Raw genomic sequence first — 15869 nt, 5'->3', positions numbered from 1 at the left:
GGTTTAAACTGATTTCAAAAAGGCCCGTATGCCGGCCAGCAGCATTTCGATCGCCATCGCCGTCAGGATCAGGCCCATCAGGCGCTCGAAGGCCGTCATGACCCTCGGCCCCAGCGCGCGTTGCAGGCGCTCGGCGCTCAGGAACACCACCAGCCACACCAATGCTACCGCGCTCAAGCCCGCCACATGGGCGATGACCTCATCGACTTCGTGCGAAGAAAACAGCAGCACGGTAGCCAGCGCCGACGGCCCTGCCAGCGCGGGAATCGCCAGCGGCACGATAACCGGTTCGCCGGCGATATCGTGATCGCTATTGCCATTGCTGGGTTGCGGAAACACCATGCGCATGGCGATCAAAAACAGGATCACGCCGCCGCCGATGCGCAGCGCGACTTCCGACAGCTGCATGGCTTTCAGGAAATGACGGCCAAAGAACATAAACAGCAGCAAGATGCCGAAGGCGATCGCGCATTCGCGCACCACCACCTTCCAGCGCCGCTCGACGGGCACGCTTTTCAGGGCATTGACGAACAGGGAAACGTTGCCGAACGGGTCGGTGACCAGCAACAGCAGGATAAAAGTTTGGAAGAAATTCTGGGTCATGTCAGTGTTGGTAGGGTTGCCAGCCGGTATAGACAACTACGGTTTCAAGGCTTGCGATGATAGCAAGCCAGATCGCAATCGCCCACGATTATTGATGCATAGCAGCATTTTTTTTGACCACTGTTGGCGCCGTGCGATAAAAGTCGGTCGGCGTGGTGCCGAAGTGTTTTTTGAACATCGCCGCAAACGCGCTCTGGCTGGTATAGCCATTGTCCATCGCCACGTCGATCACCTTGGCCCCGTGCGCCAGCTGTTCCAGCGCGCGCAGCAGCCGCGCCTGCTGGCGCCACTGGCCGAAGCGCATGCCGGTCTGTTTCTGGAACAGCCGGTGCAGGCTGCGTTCGGTGATGTCCAAATGAGCGGCCCAATGCGCCACCGTCCGCTGTTCGCCGGGCTCCGCCATCAGGCGCGTGCAGATGCCGCGCAGGCGCGCATCGACTGGCAAGGGCAAATACAGGGGCAGCACCGGCAGGCTGTCGAGCTCGTGCAGCAGCAGTTGCAGCAAGTGCCAGTCGCGTCCGCCATCGGCAAAATCGGGCGCGATATCGACCGCCGCCACGATCAGCTGGCGCAGCAGCGGGCTGATCTCGAGCACACAGCTGTGGCGCGGCAGCAGCGGTGAATTCGCACAGTTGATGAACACGGTGCGCATTTTCACGGCGCCGCTCATGCGGATCTGGTGTTCCACGCCGGGCCGCAGCCATACGCCGCGCGTGGGCGGCACCACCCAGCGCCCGCTGTCGGTTTCGATCGTCATCACGCCGTCGATGGCGTAAAGCAGCTGGGCATGCGAATGCCGGTGCACGGAAATCACGTGACCGTGCGCATAGTCGATCGCCAGCGCCATGGCGCGCGCGGTGACGGGCAGCAGTTCCTGGTAGTGCGCTTCAGTGGTCATGATGAGTCAGTTTTGCGATAGCTTACGGCATATTAGCGCGAGAAGGCGCGGCGCGCCTGCGGCATGATGGTTTTCCCGCCATTGACACCGGAGCCATGCATGCTTGCCCACGACAAGATCCACCCCCACCATTATCTCTATCCCCTGGCCGCCATGCTCTTGTGGGCCGGCAATGTGGTGGTCTCGAAACTGGCCGCCGCCAGCATCGCCCCCACCGCCATCACCTTTTATCGCCTGGTGCTGGTGCTGCTGGTGATGACGCCCTTTGTTGCGCGCCCGCTGTGGCGCAACCGCGTGGCGATACGCCGCCACTGGTGGCAGCTGGCGTTGTGCGGCGTGATGGCGATGGCGCTGTTCCAGAGCCTGTCGTATCGCGCGGCGGAGAGCACCACCGCCACCAATATGGCCATCGTCACGGCGCTGGCGCCCTTGATGACGGCGATCCTCAGCGTGCTGCTGCTGGGCGAGCAATTGACGCTGGGCATGGCGCTTGGGGGCCTGCTGTCGTTTGGCGGCCTGCTGTACCTGGTGGGGCGCGGCGACATGCTGGTGCTGCTGCATGAAGGCGTGCATGCGGGCGACGCGCTGATGCTGCTCGCCTGCCTGGTGTTCGCCCTGTACGGCGTGCTGCTGCGCCGCTGGCGCCTGGCCGTGCCCGCCTGGCAAGCGATCTACTGCCAGGCCTGGGCGGCGCTGCTGTGCATGCTGCCGTTCTTCCTGCGCCTGCCGGCCGGCAGCGCGCCCTTGAACAACGCCACCCTGCCGCTGATCGCCTATGCCGGCATTGGTTCGTCCATCGTGCTGTCGTATTTGTGGATCGAAGGCGTCAAGCGGCTGGGGCCGAACCGCTGCAGCATTTTCGTCAACCTGCTGCCGATACTGACGGCCTTGCTGGCCATCGTCTGGCTGCACGACACCCTGCATGCATTTCACCTGATCGGCGGCGGTATTTCCCTGCTGGGCGTGCTGCTGGCGCAGACGGTGCAGCGACCGGTGTTTGCACGCAATACCATTGCATCACAGGCATGAAAAGTACGGCAACTGCACAAAAAAACATCAGGTGTTGGTGACAAAGCGTGATTTTTTGCCCAATATATTGCTACTCATAAATTTTCCCTGTAGTCTTGCAATCAAGAAATTAAACGCGCGAAGAACCCCTCTGTTTTTCGCGCTTCTCTTCTGATACGAGTGGGCCGCCTTTCCCCTGCCGCCGCACAACACTCCGTCACTTGCATACTCATACAACCGTTACGTCATGAAGCCGGCCGTTCCGCCAGGATCAGCGCCCTCATGCCGCGTATCTATCAAGGAAAATTTATGTTCTCCAAACTCACCATCAAGCTGCGCTTGATCGCCACCATGACCGTGCTCGGCGTGCTGATCGCCATCCTGGGCGGCATGAGCATCGTCGGCCTGAAATCGGCCAACAATACCTTGAACGAGGTCTACAGCAACCAGCTGGCGTCCACGCAAGCCATCGGCGAATCGCAGATCCTGCTGGGCCGCGCTCGCTTCACCATCGACCGCGCCGTGGTGCACCCGGAAGCGGCCGATGCCAAGGATATCGTCACGCGCGGCGAGCAATTCATCGACTCGTCGAACAAGTCCTGGAAAGTCTACCTGGCGCTGCCGCAGAGCCCGGAAGAAAAGGTGTTGTCCGACGACATGGACAAGAAGCGCAGCGATTATATCAACAACGGCCTGCTGGCCCTGGGCAAGGCCCTGCGCGAAGGCAAGGCGGAGCAGGCCGACAGCCTGATGATGAAGGGCATGACGCCGCTGTACCGTTCGATGGACGTGGCCGCTGAAAAGCTGACCCAGTTCCAGATCACCACGGCCGCCAGCATGTATGCCGGCAGCCAGGCCAAGTACGACACCCAGGTGGCGATGGCCATCGGTGGCCTGGTGATCGGCCTGCTGCTGATCGTCGTGTCCAGCATCCTGCTGCTGCGCGCCATCTTCCGTCCGCTGGACCAGGCGCTGCGCCATTTCGATGCGATTTCCGAGGGCAACCTGGCCAACGATATCGTCATCGAGCGCCAGGATGAAATGGGCGCCTTGCTGGGTGGCCTGAAACAGATGCAGGACCGTTTGTCGACCACCGTGCGCGGCGTGCGCGACGGCAGCGGTGCGATCGCCACCGCCAGCAATGAAATTGCCTCGGGCAACCTGGACCTGTCGAGCCGTACCGAACAGCAGGCGTCGAGCCTGGAAGAAACCGCCTCGTCGCTGGAAGAACTGACCTCGACCGTGAAGCAGAATTCCGACAATGCGCGCCAGGCCAACCAGCTGGCCGTGTCGGCCTCCGACGTGGCCGTCAAGGGCGGCGCGCTGGTGGCGCAAGTGGTGGCCACCATGGGCACCATCAGCGACTCGTCGAAACAGATCGCCGACATTATCGGCGTGATCGACGGCATTGCCTTCCAGACGAATATTTTGGCATTGAACGCGGCGGTGGAAGCGGCGCGTGCGGGCGAGCAGGGCCGTGGCTTTGCCGTGGTCGCCACCGAAGTGCGCAACCTGGCGCACCGCTCGGCCAGTGCCGCGAAAGACATCAAGCAATTGATCGAAGCGTCGGTGCAGAACGTGGGCACCGGCAGCGACCTGGTGACGCAGACCGGCACCACGATGGACGAGATCGTATCGAGCATCCGCCGCGTGACCGACATCATGGGCGAGATCAGCGCCGCCGGTCGCGAGCAGGAACTGGGCATCAACCAGATCAACCAGGCCGTGGCCGAAATGGATACCGTCACGCAGCAGAACGCCGCGCTGGTGGAAGAGGCGGCCGCCGCTTCGGAATCGATGCAGGAACAGGCAGCGGCGCTGGCCGAAATGGTCAGCCGCTTCAAGCTCGACGCCAATCACAGCGCGCCAGTGGCACCGCCTGCATTGCGCAAACCGGCAGTGGCCGCGGCCAGGCCGGCTGCCGCCAAGCGCCCGGCCTTGAAACTGGCCAAGCCGGCCATGGCCAGCGCCGCCGCCAAGCCGCGCATGGCAAAACCTGCGGCCGACAGCAGCGGCGAGTGGGAAGAGTTCTAAACCGTTATACGTCGAGCGCGGTATGGTTGCGCTGCTCCAGCAGCAGCGCAGCTTCCTCGGCCGCCCTGGCGCGCGCCGCCTCCGCCGCCAGCTCCGCTTTCTCATGTGCATCATGGCGCGCCTGCAAGGCCGCCCTGGCGCGCACGAACACAATCTTGATCGCCGCCATCACCGGCACCGACAGGAAAATCCCCACCACGCCACCCAGCTGGTCGCCGGCCAGCAAGCCGACGATGACCATCAGCGGCGACACCTCCACGCCTTCGCTCATCAGGTAAGGATTGACCACGTAATCCTGGAACAAGCGATACGCGGCAATAAAACCGATCAGCCAGAACACGTGTTCGAAGCCGCTGAAGCCGGCCACCACCACGGCAATGATCGCCGCCGCCAACGGCCCCGCAAACGGAATAAATTCCAGCAGCGCGGCGGCACCCGCCAGCAGCAAGCCATACGGCACGCCCATCAGCGAAAACGCCACGCTGTACGAGATAAACGTCGCGATCGACAACAGCAGCAGGGCGCGCACATAGCGCGACAGCAAGATGTCGAGGTCATCGATAATGGCGCCCCACAGCTTTTTATTTGGACGATTCAGCAGGGACAGCAAGCCGTCGCGCATGTCCGGCCCTTCCTTGATCAGCAAAAAGCTTAGCACCGGCACCAGCACCAGATAGATCAGGTTGCTGGCCGCATGCATCACCGTCAGCCCCAGTTCCTTGGCCAGCGGCATCGCCTGCCCATTCCCGCCGCTCAGCTGCGTCTGCATGAACGACAGCAGCCGCGCGCGCAGTGGCTCCATAAATTCCGGCAGCGGGATACGCTCGGCAAAGTTATTCCCCTTGAGCAGGGTCGGCAACTGATCGCTGAGCTTGATCGCCTCATCCTCGATGCGCGCCCCAAAAATCGACCCCAGCACCGCCACCAGCAAGATCACCACCAGGAACACGATGCCGATACTGGCCGTACGCGGCAGGCGCTTCGGCCCATACTTCTCCAGCAGCCCGATCAGCGGATACACCAGGTAACTGAAGAACACCGCAAACACCACCACGATCAAGGTCGACGACACCTTGTAGATAATGAACAGCAAGAAAGCGACGATAAAAGCCGTCCACACCATCTTGGCGACGCGTAAGTTAAAACCGAACATAGAAGGTCCTTGGAGAGAGAGCTACCCAGGCTTTGCTGTGCCTGGATACAACGAGGTGCGCAAGGCGGGGGCAGGGCGTGGCGGCACGGTGGGAAATCATACCGCAGAATGGCAAAATGCTATTTTCATTTACGTCGGAGCAATTTTTAACCGCACTGCGTCCAAGTATTCGTCCATGGTGAGGTCACCATTCGCCCAACGCAGGGCGTGCTGTGCATCTTCTTCGCTGATCTTGCCGCCGGACAGCTCAACGTTCGCCCGCGCAAAGTCCAGGGCCTCATGACGCTTGCGTTGTTCCGTGCTCATCCCTGCCCGTTGCAGGTTCTTCTGTTTTTGTTCTTCCTCGTAGGTCGGGATGCTTGCCGCATATTGCTCACGCATGCGCTGGAAGGCGGCGGCGTCGCTTTGCTGCGCCGTGATGGCGTACTCACAAGCACGAGCGGCATGCAGGGCACTCTCTCCTTTGGTCGTGGTCATTATTTGCTCCTTCCTGTGTAGCGCTCACGCTTCGATAAAGCAAGTGCTATGGCGTGGCCAAGCTAAATACGACGCTCATCGGACTACTGCCTTCGTGACTCTCGTATCGTACCGGACCGTGATAAACGAAGGGCGCACCTTTGCCGTTGTGTAGCCTAGACTCTCTTACAAACAAGTGGATCGCGAGTCCTTTTTGCTCGTGCTCGATAATGTCTCGTCCCCTTTTGTTAATCGGTGTTGTGGAGTTTTGGCTTTGCCAATGAAAGGTGCTGTCATCGATCCAATGATCGAGATAGCGATGATCTGCAACCTTGCCTTGCTTATTTAGCGTTACCAGCAACACGATAGCGTTTTTGCTGGCCAGCGTCACATGGCCGGCATTCCAACTGCCGCTGTTAAAGGTCTCGCCAAATAGCGGCGCAATATCCTCGCGCTTGAACGACTGTCCTACAGCCAGATCGAGCGGATTAACAACGGCTTTAAAGCGCGCCAAGGTGTGCATGTCCTCGGTGGCATCCATGTCCTGATAGTCTGGATTGGTTGCATGCAGCACATAGCTGCCGCCAGGTGTTTTGACGATATGGCGCAGCAAATACTGGAAGCCATCACCGGCATCGTCTTGACGCTCGATCGCCATCACCGATCCCGTTATCGAGCCGGCATTGGTGGAGGTGATATGTTCCAGTAGCAGGTAATCGCCATCCTGAATCGGATGTTTACCCCCGTTCATGGAGTTGCCCGATGCCCGAGCGATAAAGTGCCGATGCGGATCGACATGTCCGTAGCTGATCGGCAGGCTGCGGTACTCTTCAGCATCCACAGTGCCAGTCTTAAAGTGACCGCAGGCGATCTTCAAATTTGGGAAATAGGGGAGCGAGGTCAGATTGTTTGCCTTGTCGCTGCGAACAAACGGAATCACATTACTCGGTACCTCGGCTTGGATGCGACGAATTTCATAGGCGGCCAAGCGGTAATCGATGATCTCTTGCACCATCAGTTCGAATTTTTGTCGGTGGCCATCAGCGAGTGTAAAGACAGCTTCAAATCGCCCATCTTTGATTCGGAAATCGCTATTTTTACTTGTGCTATTACCGCCTGTCCAAGCGTTGATCGGATTGCCGGACCAGTAGCGTAGCCATGCCTCGCTATGACCATTTCCTGAGCGAAGTGCTTCCGGAAGATCTCCCAGAAGTGCACGTCGCCGTTGCAGTACTTGCCAAGAACGCTCGGAGAGCGCGGCGACTGTTGGTGGCGTATCCCAACCGTCGATTTCCTGAAATGCTTCAAGCAATACCATCTTGAAGCTCTTGTTCATATTGGTAATTTCCAATTCGCGCAAGAAGCTACGATGCTTGGTAGCGATGACTTGCTCGTCTGCGTCAAGGTCATCCATGGCCTGAACGAGAGCGTACCAATCACCATACTCTTTGCGCATGGCTGGCATGCTCGCGCCAGCCCGGTAAAACTCGGCCAAGGCGGGGCGCCGACCGAAGCTATCACGCAAGGCGACGTATTCGTTCTTTGTTCCGTCGCTGTCCAGCGACTTGAGAAAATCGATCAATTCCAAATCGTAGTTGACGAAGCATCCCTCGGGCAGTTCAAGCTGATTCGCCTCTGCCTTACGCGCAAAATCCGCTAATTTTTTGTAGCTGGCGTCGATCTCAAACAAGGCCTCCGGCTTGTGAAGGAAGCTCTTGTGATTACCGATAAAGTCCAAAATAACCAAGCGTTCTTTGCCTTCACTTTTGCGCAAGCCTCGGCCTAGCTGCTGCAGAAACAGAATTTTAGATTCGGTAGGGCGCAGCATCATAACCGTATCGATGGCCGGCAAATCGACGCCTTCATTAAACAGGTCGACAGAAAAGATCACCGCAAGGCGTCCGTCGCGCAAGCGCTCCAGCGCATCGGCACGGCTCATGGGCGAACCAGCATAGACCGCAGCGCAAGCGATACCCGCCTTCGCAAACTGTGCGGCCATAAACTCGGCATGGACCACCGAGACACAGAATGCCAGTGTGCGCTGCTGTTTATAGCGCTGCCATTCTGTCAGCGCATGCTTGGCGCGAGCCAGTGTCGCCAGCTTATTACTCAGCTGGTCGAGATCGAATCGGCCGCTACGCCATGGTAGTTCAGCATAATCCACCGAGCTGTCGAAGATGCCATAGTAGTGAAACGGCACCAAGAGCTTGGCCGTGATTCCGTCGAATAGCCCACGCGTAAAGACGAGATTGTCATCGCAAAGAGAAAGAATATCGGATTGATCTGAGCGATCCGGCGTTGCTGTCAGACCCAGCAAAAACTTCGGCGAAAAATAGGCCAGTAAGCGGCGGTAGGTCGGTGCAGCGGCATGATGAAATTCGTCGACGACGATATAGTCAAAATGGTCTGGGGCGTAGCGCTCCAAATGCTTTTCTTGCCCCAGCGTCTGAATAGAAGCACAGAGTATTTCCGCCTCAGTGTCTCGCGTTTGACCCGCATAAAAACCCACGCGCGCATCCGGGCGAATTCTGAGAAACGTCTCTGCCGCCTGGTACAAAATCTCTTCTCGATGGGCGACAAACAACACGCGACGCGCGCCCAGCTGCCTCGCATCGAAAGCAGCCAGCCATGTTTTTCCAAGTCCGGTCGCCAGCACGACCAAGCCGCGTCGAAATCCTTCATCACGTGTCGCTCGGAGGGCGAACAAGGCCTCGATTTGGACGGTTGACGGCGTCGGCGGCGCATCTTGTTCCAGGCTACCTGGCGCTACCGCCATCGGTAAGGGAACGCGGCGTGCATCGTACTGCGCAATCCACTCATCCGTTAGGGGAATACAGCGAGGATGTACGAACAATTCTTCAAATCTGGCGCGCGCTTCAAGATAGCCATTGTCGCCCGGATAATCGATACGATAGTTCCATTCCAAGCCATTCGTGAGCGCTTGCCGGCTGATATTGCTAGAGCCAATAAATGCCGTGCCGCTTAGAACACTCTGATCATTGAGCTGCGCGAACAGATAAGCTTTGAGGTGAAAACTGCTGCCAGCCGATTCATACACTTTGACCTGCGCGCCTTGCGCTTTAAGCAGCATCAATAAGCGCAGCGCCTCGGTATCGGTCACGTCTAAATAGTCGCTCGTTAGCACACGTACACGTGCCGCGTTTCGGTTCAATTCCTTATCACCTTTGAGCGCACTTTGCAGGTCTGGCAGCAGCAAGCGCAGGCCAGTCGTCTTCACGAAAGCGACAGCTAAATCGACTTCGGACGCTTGGTTAATGGAACTGCTGAGGTGCGGCAGAAACGGATCGCTGCCGCCCGTAATCAGATGATTTTGCGGCGCGACTGCACGGCGCACCAGAGCATTGAGCCATTGCTCCGTGCGTCCTGGGCGCTGATCGCTGGACTGCCAACACTCGACCCGGTCAACATCTGGCAAGCCAGCAAACCACTCGCGCAATTGCGGTTCTTCAACGTCCGTGAAATGACGCCCATCCTGAACGCGTTCGCTGGTTCCCAGCTTAAAACTGAGGTAAAACGCCCCACCGGGCTTCAGCGCATTCCATAGACCGGCAAGTGTTGCTGGCAACTCTGCTTGTGAGACATGCAGCAAACTAGCGCAGGCCCAAATACCGTCATAGCAAGCGTGTTCTTTGACATCGGAGAAGTTGCGTAACTGAACCTCAAGACCGGTATGCTCCTTTGCTAATTGCACAAGCTCATGTGAAGCGTCAAAGGCGGTAACACGATAGCCTTTTTCGAGAAAGACCTTGGCATCGCGTCCTGAGCCACAACCGGCATCCAACACGCTGCCACCAGCGCTTACAGCAGACAAAAATCGAGCATGCAGCGCGGACATATCGACTCTGACAGTATTGCTAAAGAACGCTGTCGCGTTTTGATTGTAGTAGCTCAGTGTGGGAGTCATCGTGCCATTCAATACGATCAAAAAAAAGGCGACACATCGTGTCGCCCCCTCTATCAACAATACCGCTTATACGTCGATATTGCCAGCACGCAACGCATTATTCTCAATAAACGCCCTGCGCGGTTCCACATCATCGCCCATCAGAGTAGTGAAGATCTGGTCCGCAGCGATCGCGTCCTCGATTTGCACCTTCAGCAAGCGGCGCACGGTTGGGTCCATGGTGGTTTCCCACAGCTGGTCCGGGTTCATTTCGCCCAGCCCTTTGTAGCGCTGTTTCGATACTGTGCGTTCGGCTTCGTCGCGCAGCCATTGCATGGCCTGGTGGAAGTCGGTGACGGCGATTTCCTTGACGCGCTCGCCTTCGCCACGGCGGACAAAAGCACCTTCGCCCATCAGGCCTTCGAAGGTGGCGGCGCCGGTGCTCAGTACGGCGTAGTCGGGGCCTTGGACGAAGTCGGCGTCGATGGAGCTGACTTTGACGTTGCCGTGGTGCATGCGCTCGATGCGCAGCATGTGTTTTTCGGACAAGTCGTCCGAGCGCACCAGCACTTTGACGGCCGTGTCGTTGATGGCTGCTTGCAGGGCTTGCGCCGAGGTTTCGGCCAGGTCCAGGGTCGACAGGTCCAGCTGCACGCCGGTCATGATGGCGGTCAGGGCGGCGCGGTCGATCACGCGGGTCAGGCGGGTCATAATGGTGTTCGACAGGTTGAATTTGCGCACCAGTTCGGCCAGGGTGTCGCCCGAGATGCCTTCGGCGCCTTCGCGCGGCACCAGCACGGCGGTGTTCAGCGCGACCGTCATCATGTAGGTGGCTTCTTCGGCGTCATCTTTCAGGTAACGCTCGTCGCGGCCGGCTTTGACCTTGTACAGCGGCGGTTGCGCGATGTAGATGTGGCCGCGTTCGACCAGTTGCGGCATCTGGCGGTAGAACAGGGTCAGCAGCAGGGTGCGGATGTGGGCGCCGTCGACGTCCGCATCGGTCATGATGATGATGCGGTGGTAGCGCAGCTTGTCGGCATTGAATTCGTCCGGACCGATCGAGGTGCCGAGCGTCGCGATCAACGTGGTGATCTGCTCCGAGGACAGCATTTTTTCGAAACGCGCTTTCTCGACGTTCAAGACCTTGCCGCGCAGCGGCAGGATGGCCTGGAACTTGCGGTCGCGCCCTTGCTTGGCCGAGCCACCTGCCGAGTCACCCTCGACGATGTACAGTTCGCACAGGGCGGGGTCTTTTTCCTGGCAGTCGGCCAGCTTGGCCGACAGGCCCAGGCCGTCCATGATGCCTTTGCGGCGGGTCAGGTCGCGGGCCTTGCGGGCCGCTTCGCGCGCGCGCGCCGCTTCGACGATCTTGCCGCAGATGATCTTGGCGTCGTTCGGTTTTTCCTGCAGGTAGTCGGCCAGGGTCTTGGCGACGATCTCTTCGACCGGGCCGCGCACTTCGGAGGACACCAGCTTGTCTTTCGTCTGCGACGAGAATTTCGGTTCCGGCACTTTCACCGACAGCACGCAGGTCAGGCCTTCGCGCATGTCGTCGCCGGTGATTTCCACTTTCGCCTTCTTGGCGAACTCGTGTTCATCGATATATTTGTTGATCACGCGCGTCATCGCCGCGCGCAGGCCCGTCAGGTGGGTGCCGCCGTCGCGTTGCGGGATGTTGTTGGTGAAGCACAGCACCTGTTCGTTGTAGGCGTCGTTCCACTGCATCGACACGTCGACCGAGATATTCGTGTTCTGGTCCGACATGCGCTCGCCGGTGGCCTGGAAAATGGTCGGGTGCAAGACCGATTTGGCCTTGTTGATGTATTCCACGAAGCCGCGCGTGCCGCCTTCGAAGGCGAAAATTTCTTCCTTGCCGGTGCGCTGGTCGGACAGGCGGATGTTGACGCCATTGTTCAGGAACGACAGTTCGCGGATGCGCTTGGCCAGGATTTCGTAGTGGAATTCCACGTGCGTGAAAATCTCTTCGTCGGCCCAGAAATGCACGTCGGTGCCGCGCTTGTCGGTGTCGCCGATCACCTGGATAGGGGACGTCGCCACGCCATCGACCATTTCGATGATGCGGTTTTGCGGCACGCCACGCACGAATTCCATGTAATGGACTTTGCCGTTGCGGCGGATGGTCAGTTTCAGCAGTTTCGACAAGCCGTTGACGCACGATACGCCCACGCCGTGCAGGCCGCCCGAGACTTTATAGGAGTTCTGGTCGAACTTGCCGCCGGCATGCAGTTCCGTCATGACGATTTCGGCGGCCGAGCGTTTCGGGTCGTGCTTGTCGTCCATTTTCAGGCCGGTCGGCACGCCGCGGCCATTGTCGGTGATCGAGATCGAGTTGTCGCTGTGGATGGTGACGTGGATTTCGGTGCAATGGCCGGCCAGCGATTCATCGATCGAGTTGTCCAGCACTTCGAACACCAAGTGGTGCAAGCCGGTGCCGTCCGAGGTGTCGCCAATATACATGCCCGGGCGTTTGCGTACGGCTTCCAGGCCTTCCAGAATCTGGATGGAGGAGGCGCCGTATTCTTCCGTTTTGGCCTGGATCGGGGTGTCTTGTGGATTCTCGGACATGGACTGCTTTCTCAAATAGCGATTACTGATTGATTCGGGACTGCTGGCGGATGACCGTAGGTCGGGTTAGCCGGAACGGCGTAACCCGACATGGCCGCCGGGTGCGTCGGATTACGCTTCGCTAATCCGACCTACCTTCTATATCCGCATCGGCATGACAACGTACTTGAAGTCGGCGTTGTCAGGGATGGAGATCAGCGCGGACGAGTTCGAATCGCCCAGCGCGATGTTGACGTATTCGCACTTCAGGTTGTTCAGCACGTCGAGCAGGTAGGTGACGTTGAAGCCGATGTCGACCGAGTCGCCGCCGTAGTCGATTTCCAGTTCCTCGACCGCTTCTTCCTGGTCGGCATTGGTCGAGCTGATCTTCATGCTGCCCGGGGTGATAATGCAGCGCACGCCCTTGAACTTGTCGCTGGTCATGATGGCGGCGCGTTGCAGCGAGCGCAGCAGTTCATCGCGGCCGATCGTGAAGTCGTTTTTGTAGCCCTTCGGAATCACGCGCGTGTAGTCGGGGAACTTGCCTTCCACCAGCTTCGAGATCAGCTCGATGTCGGCAAAGGTCAGTTTCACCTGGTTGGCGGCGATGTCCAGCTGGACCGGCTCGTCGTTTTCTTCCAGCAGGCGCTGCAGTTCGATAATCGTCTTGCGCGGAATAATCACTTCCTGGCGCGCGAAGGTCTGCTCGGTGGCGACCTGGCAGAAGGCCAGGCGGTGGCCGTCGGTGGCCACGGCGATGACATTATTGCCATCCAGAACCAGCAGCAGGCCGTTCAGGTAGTAGCGGATGTCTTGCTGCGCCATCGAGAAATGCACCATATTGAACAGGTGCTTCAGGGTTTTCTGGGGCAGGGTGACGGACGCGTTATAGCTTTCCGCCTGTTGCACGGTCGGAAACTCTTCCGCCGCCAGGGTCTGCAGGGCGAAGCGCGACTTGCCGGTTTGCACGGTCAGGCGCTTGTTCAGCAGGGTCATGGTGACGTCGCCCGACTCGGGCAGGGCGCGCAAAATGTCCAGCAGCTTGCGCGCGGCCACGGTGGTGCCGGTCACGTCGGCGCCGGAGCCGATCTGGGCGTGCGTGGTGATCTGCACTTCGGTGTCGGTCGACAGGAAAGAAACATTTTCACCGTCTTTGCGGATGAGGATATTGGCCAGAATCGGCATAGTGTGCCGACGCTCGACAATACCGCTCACGATCTGCAGTGGCCGGAGAAGCGTATCTCGGGTGGTTTTGACCAATTGCATAGTTATCCTCAGGTTGGGTATGTAGTTGAAGAAGGTAATAATTCACAATCATTGCAAGGGAGCACCGGCAAGACTCGCTGTTTGCTGCTGCGGGCGCCCTACCAGATCATAAGGGTAAAGCACGTTTTGAGCCAGCCTTGCCAAGATGCCGGGCTTAGCCCTTCAATGTTTGCTCCAGCACATGCAACTCATGGTTGCATTCCGGGTTTTTGGTGCGGTCCAAGGCGATCTTGCGCACGGCGTGCAGCACGGTCGTGTGGTCGCGGCCGCCGAACAGTTCGCCGATCTCCGGCAAGCTCTTCTGCGTCAATTCCTTGGCCAGGTACATGGCGATCTGGCGCGGCCGCGCGATATTGGCGGGCCGGCGCTTCGAATACATGTCGGCGACCTTGATATTGAAGAAGTCGGCCACGGTTTTCTGGATGTTTTCCACGGAAATCTGGCGATTCTGTACCGACAGCAAGTCCTTCAGGGCTTCCTTGACGATGTCGATCGTGATGTCCTTGCCGTGGAAACGCGAGTACGCCAGGATCTTGCGCAGCGCGCCTTCGAGTTCGCGCACGTTCGAGCGCAAGTGCTTGGCCACAAAGAACGCCACGTCATCCGAGAAGGTCACGCCTTCCTGCTTGGCTTTTTTCAGCAGGATCGCCACACGCATTTCCAGTTCCGGCGGCTCGATCGCCACCGTCAGGCCGGAATCGAAGCGCGAGATCAACCGGTCATCCATGCCGGTGATTTCCTTCGGATAGGTATCCGAGGTGATGATGATCTGTTTCTTGGCTGCGATCAGGGCTTCGAAGGCATAGAAGAATTCTTCCTGCGTCCGGCTCTTGCCGCCAAAGAACTGGATATCATCGATCAGCAGCATGTCGAGCGAGTGATAGTAGTGCTTGAAGTCGTCGAAACCCTTGCGCTGGTAAGCGGTCACTACGTCGCGCACATACTGTTCCGCATGGATGTAGCGGATCTTCGCGCCCGGATTGTCGGCCATCACCTGATTGCCGATGGCGTGGATCAAGTGGGTTTTACCGAGGCCGACGCCGCCGTAGAAGAACAGCGGGTTGTACGACACGCCCGGGTTGTTCGCCACCTGGATCGCGGCGGCGCGCGCCAGCTGGTTGGCCTTGCCGGTAACAAAGCTGTCGAAGGTCAGGTCGGTGTTGATGCGGCTCTGCTCGCGCCGTGGCGCGGCGCCGATGCTCAGTTCCGGCACGCTCGGCTGCGGCTCCGCGGCGCGCGCGCTGGGCGCGCCACCGTTCGGATCGCTGGCCGGGGTGCTGGCGGCAACCGGCTTCTTCGGCAGGGCCAGGCGCGGGTCGAGCACGAACTGGACCTCGGTCGGCGCTTCGAAGTAGTCAATTGCAAGAGCGGTAATGCGGCTGGCGAACTGGGTCTTGACCCAATCGAGCTTGAATCGATTGGGCGCAGCAATGCGCAGCTTGCCCTCTTCGTAGTCGAGAGGGATAAGCGGTTTTATCCACGCACTGAATTGTTGCGGTGTCAGCTCCAGTTCCAACTGCGCGGAACAGGCCTGCCAGAAATTGTCCATGAATCGTCTATGTGAAAAGGTGTGGGAGGGCGTATCGATCAGCCCTGCGTGCACCGTGTTGCAAGGCCGGCGTCGCGCGAGGGCTCGCCACACGTAACGCGCTATTCTACTCCCGACCGCCAAAGTTATCCACAGGCACGACTGTTATTTTTGCGACTGGGGCCTGGCCGGGCATGTGCACAAGTCTGGAGTTATCCTCTGCCGCGCAGCGGCAATGCGGCATTCCGGACAGATGGGGACGGCTGCGAAAATTTCCACCCGATCACGGCAATCCTTGACAGCGGGGGGGTATATGCTGAATAATTCAGGGTTCCCCGCCCGTATTCCGTGTTTATTCATTTGGAACGACAATATGGACTAAGCGTGGATTAAGCGGGCGATGAGATTGGCCAGCTTGTGCCTTGGCATAAGTGCGCGATTGTCATTGGCACCA

Annotated in this window: 10 protein-coding genes; 2 read left to right on the top strand and 8 right to left on the bottom strand. The window is 58.9% G+C overall.

Annotated elements, in window-relative coordinates; genetic code table 11:
• Positions 1-3: 3 nt before the first annotated feature.
• Both ACP7B7_RS20765 and ACP7B7_RS20760 read right to left on the bottom strand, forming a co-directional pair.
• Positions 4-603: a MarC family protein gene (locus ACP7B7_RS20765; RefSeq protein WP_426077928.1), complete on the bottom strand. Its 600-nt coding sequence runs from the start codon at positions 601-603 to the stop codon at positions 4-6.
• Between the two features lie 88 nt (positions 604-691).
• Positions 692-1501, bottom strand: coding sequence for an AraC family transcriptional regulator (locus tag ACP7B7_RS20760; RefSeq protein ID WP_426077927.1), 810 nt, complete (start codon positions 1499-1501; stop codon positions 692-694).
• Between the two features lie 99 nt (positions 1502-1600).
• Here ACP7B7_RS20760 and ACP7B7_RS20755 point away from each other — a divergent pair, with 99 nt between their 5' ends.
• Both ACP7B7_RS20755 and ACP7B7_RS20750 read left to right on the top strand, forming a co-directional pair.
• Positions 1601-2530: a DMT family transporter gene (locus ACP7B7_RS20755; RefSeq protein WP_426077926.1), complete on the top strand. Its 930-nt coding sequence runs from the start codon at positions 1601-1603 to the stop codon at positions 2528-2530.
• A 288-nt stretch (positions 2531-2818) separates the two neighbouring features.
• Positions 2819-4543: a methyl-accepting chemotaxis protein gene (locus ACP7B7_RS20750; protein WP_426077925.1), complete on the top strand. Its 1725-nt coding sequence runs from the start codon at positions 2819-2821 to the stop codon at positions 4541-4543.
• 4 nt (positions 4544-4547) lie between these two features.
• On the opposite strand, the gene ACP7B7_RS20745 is transcribed toward ACP7B7_RS20750, so the two are convergent.
• The 6 genes from ACP7B7_RS20745 to dnaA form a co-directional block, all read right to left on the bottom strand.
• Positions 4548-5696 (bottom strand): AI-2E family transporter, encoded by a 1149-nt coding sequence (locus tag ACP7B7_RS20745; RefSeq protein WP_426077924.1) that lies wholly within the window; start codon positions 5694-5696, stop codon positions 4548-4550.
• A 129-nt stretch (positions 5697-5825) separates the two neighbouring features.
• On the bottom strand, positions 5826-6173 hold the full coding sequence (locus ACP7B7_RS20740; protein WP_426077923.1) for an antitoxin VbhA family protein: 348 nt from the start codon (positions 6171-6173) through the stop codon (positions 5826-5828).
• 46 nt (positions 6174-6219) lie between these two features.
• Positions 6220-10077 carry a DUF3427 domain-containing protein gene (locus tag ACP7B7_RS20735; RefSeq protein ID WP_426077922.1) on the bottom strand — a complete coding sequence of 1286 codons (3858 nt, stop codon included), beginning with the start codon at positions 10075-10077 and terminating at the stop codon, positions 6220-6222.
• A gap of 66 nt (positions 10078-10143) precedes the next feature.
• Complete coding sequence (gyrB, locus tag ACP7B7_RS20730) at positions 10144-12642, bottom strand: DNA topoisomerase (ATP-hydrolyzing) subunit B (RefSeq protein WP_308922975.1); 2499 nt, start codon at positions 12640-12642, stop codon at positions 10144-10146.
• Positions 12643-12780: 138 nt separating this feature from the next.
• On the bottom strand, positions 12781-13887 hold the full coding sequence (dnaN, locus tag ACP7B7_RS20725; protein WP_071075104.1) for a DNA polymerase III subunit beta: 1107 nt from the start codon (positions 13885-13887) through the stop codon (positions 12781-12783).
• A 154-nt stretch (positions 13888-14041) separates the two neighbouring features.
• Positions 14042-15436: a chromosomal replication initiator protein DnaA gene (dnaA, locus tag ACP7B7_RS20720; protein WP_308922974.1), complete on the bottom strand. Its 1395-nt coding sequence runs from the start codon at positions 15434-15436 to the stop codon at positions 14042-14044.
• Positions 15437-15869 lie beyond the last annotated feature (433 nt).

Origin of the sequence: Janthinobacterium sp. PSPC3-1 (genome assembly GCF_049896105.1) — a bacterium.
Lineage (GTDB): Bacteria > Pseudomonadota > Gammaproteobacteria > Burkholderiales > Burkholderiaceae_D > Janthinobacterium.
Note: the sequence above shows the minus strand (reverse complement) of the source record. Positions and strands in the feature narration are given on the sequence as shown.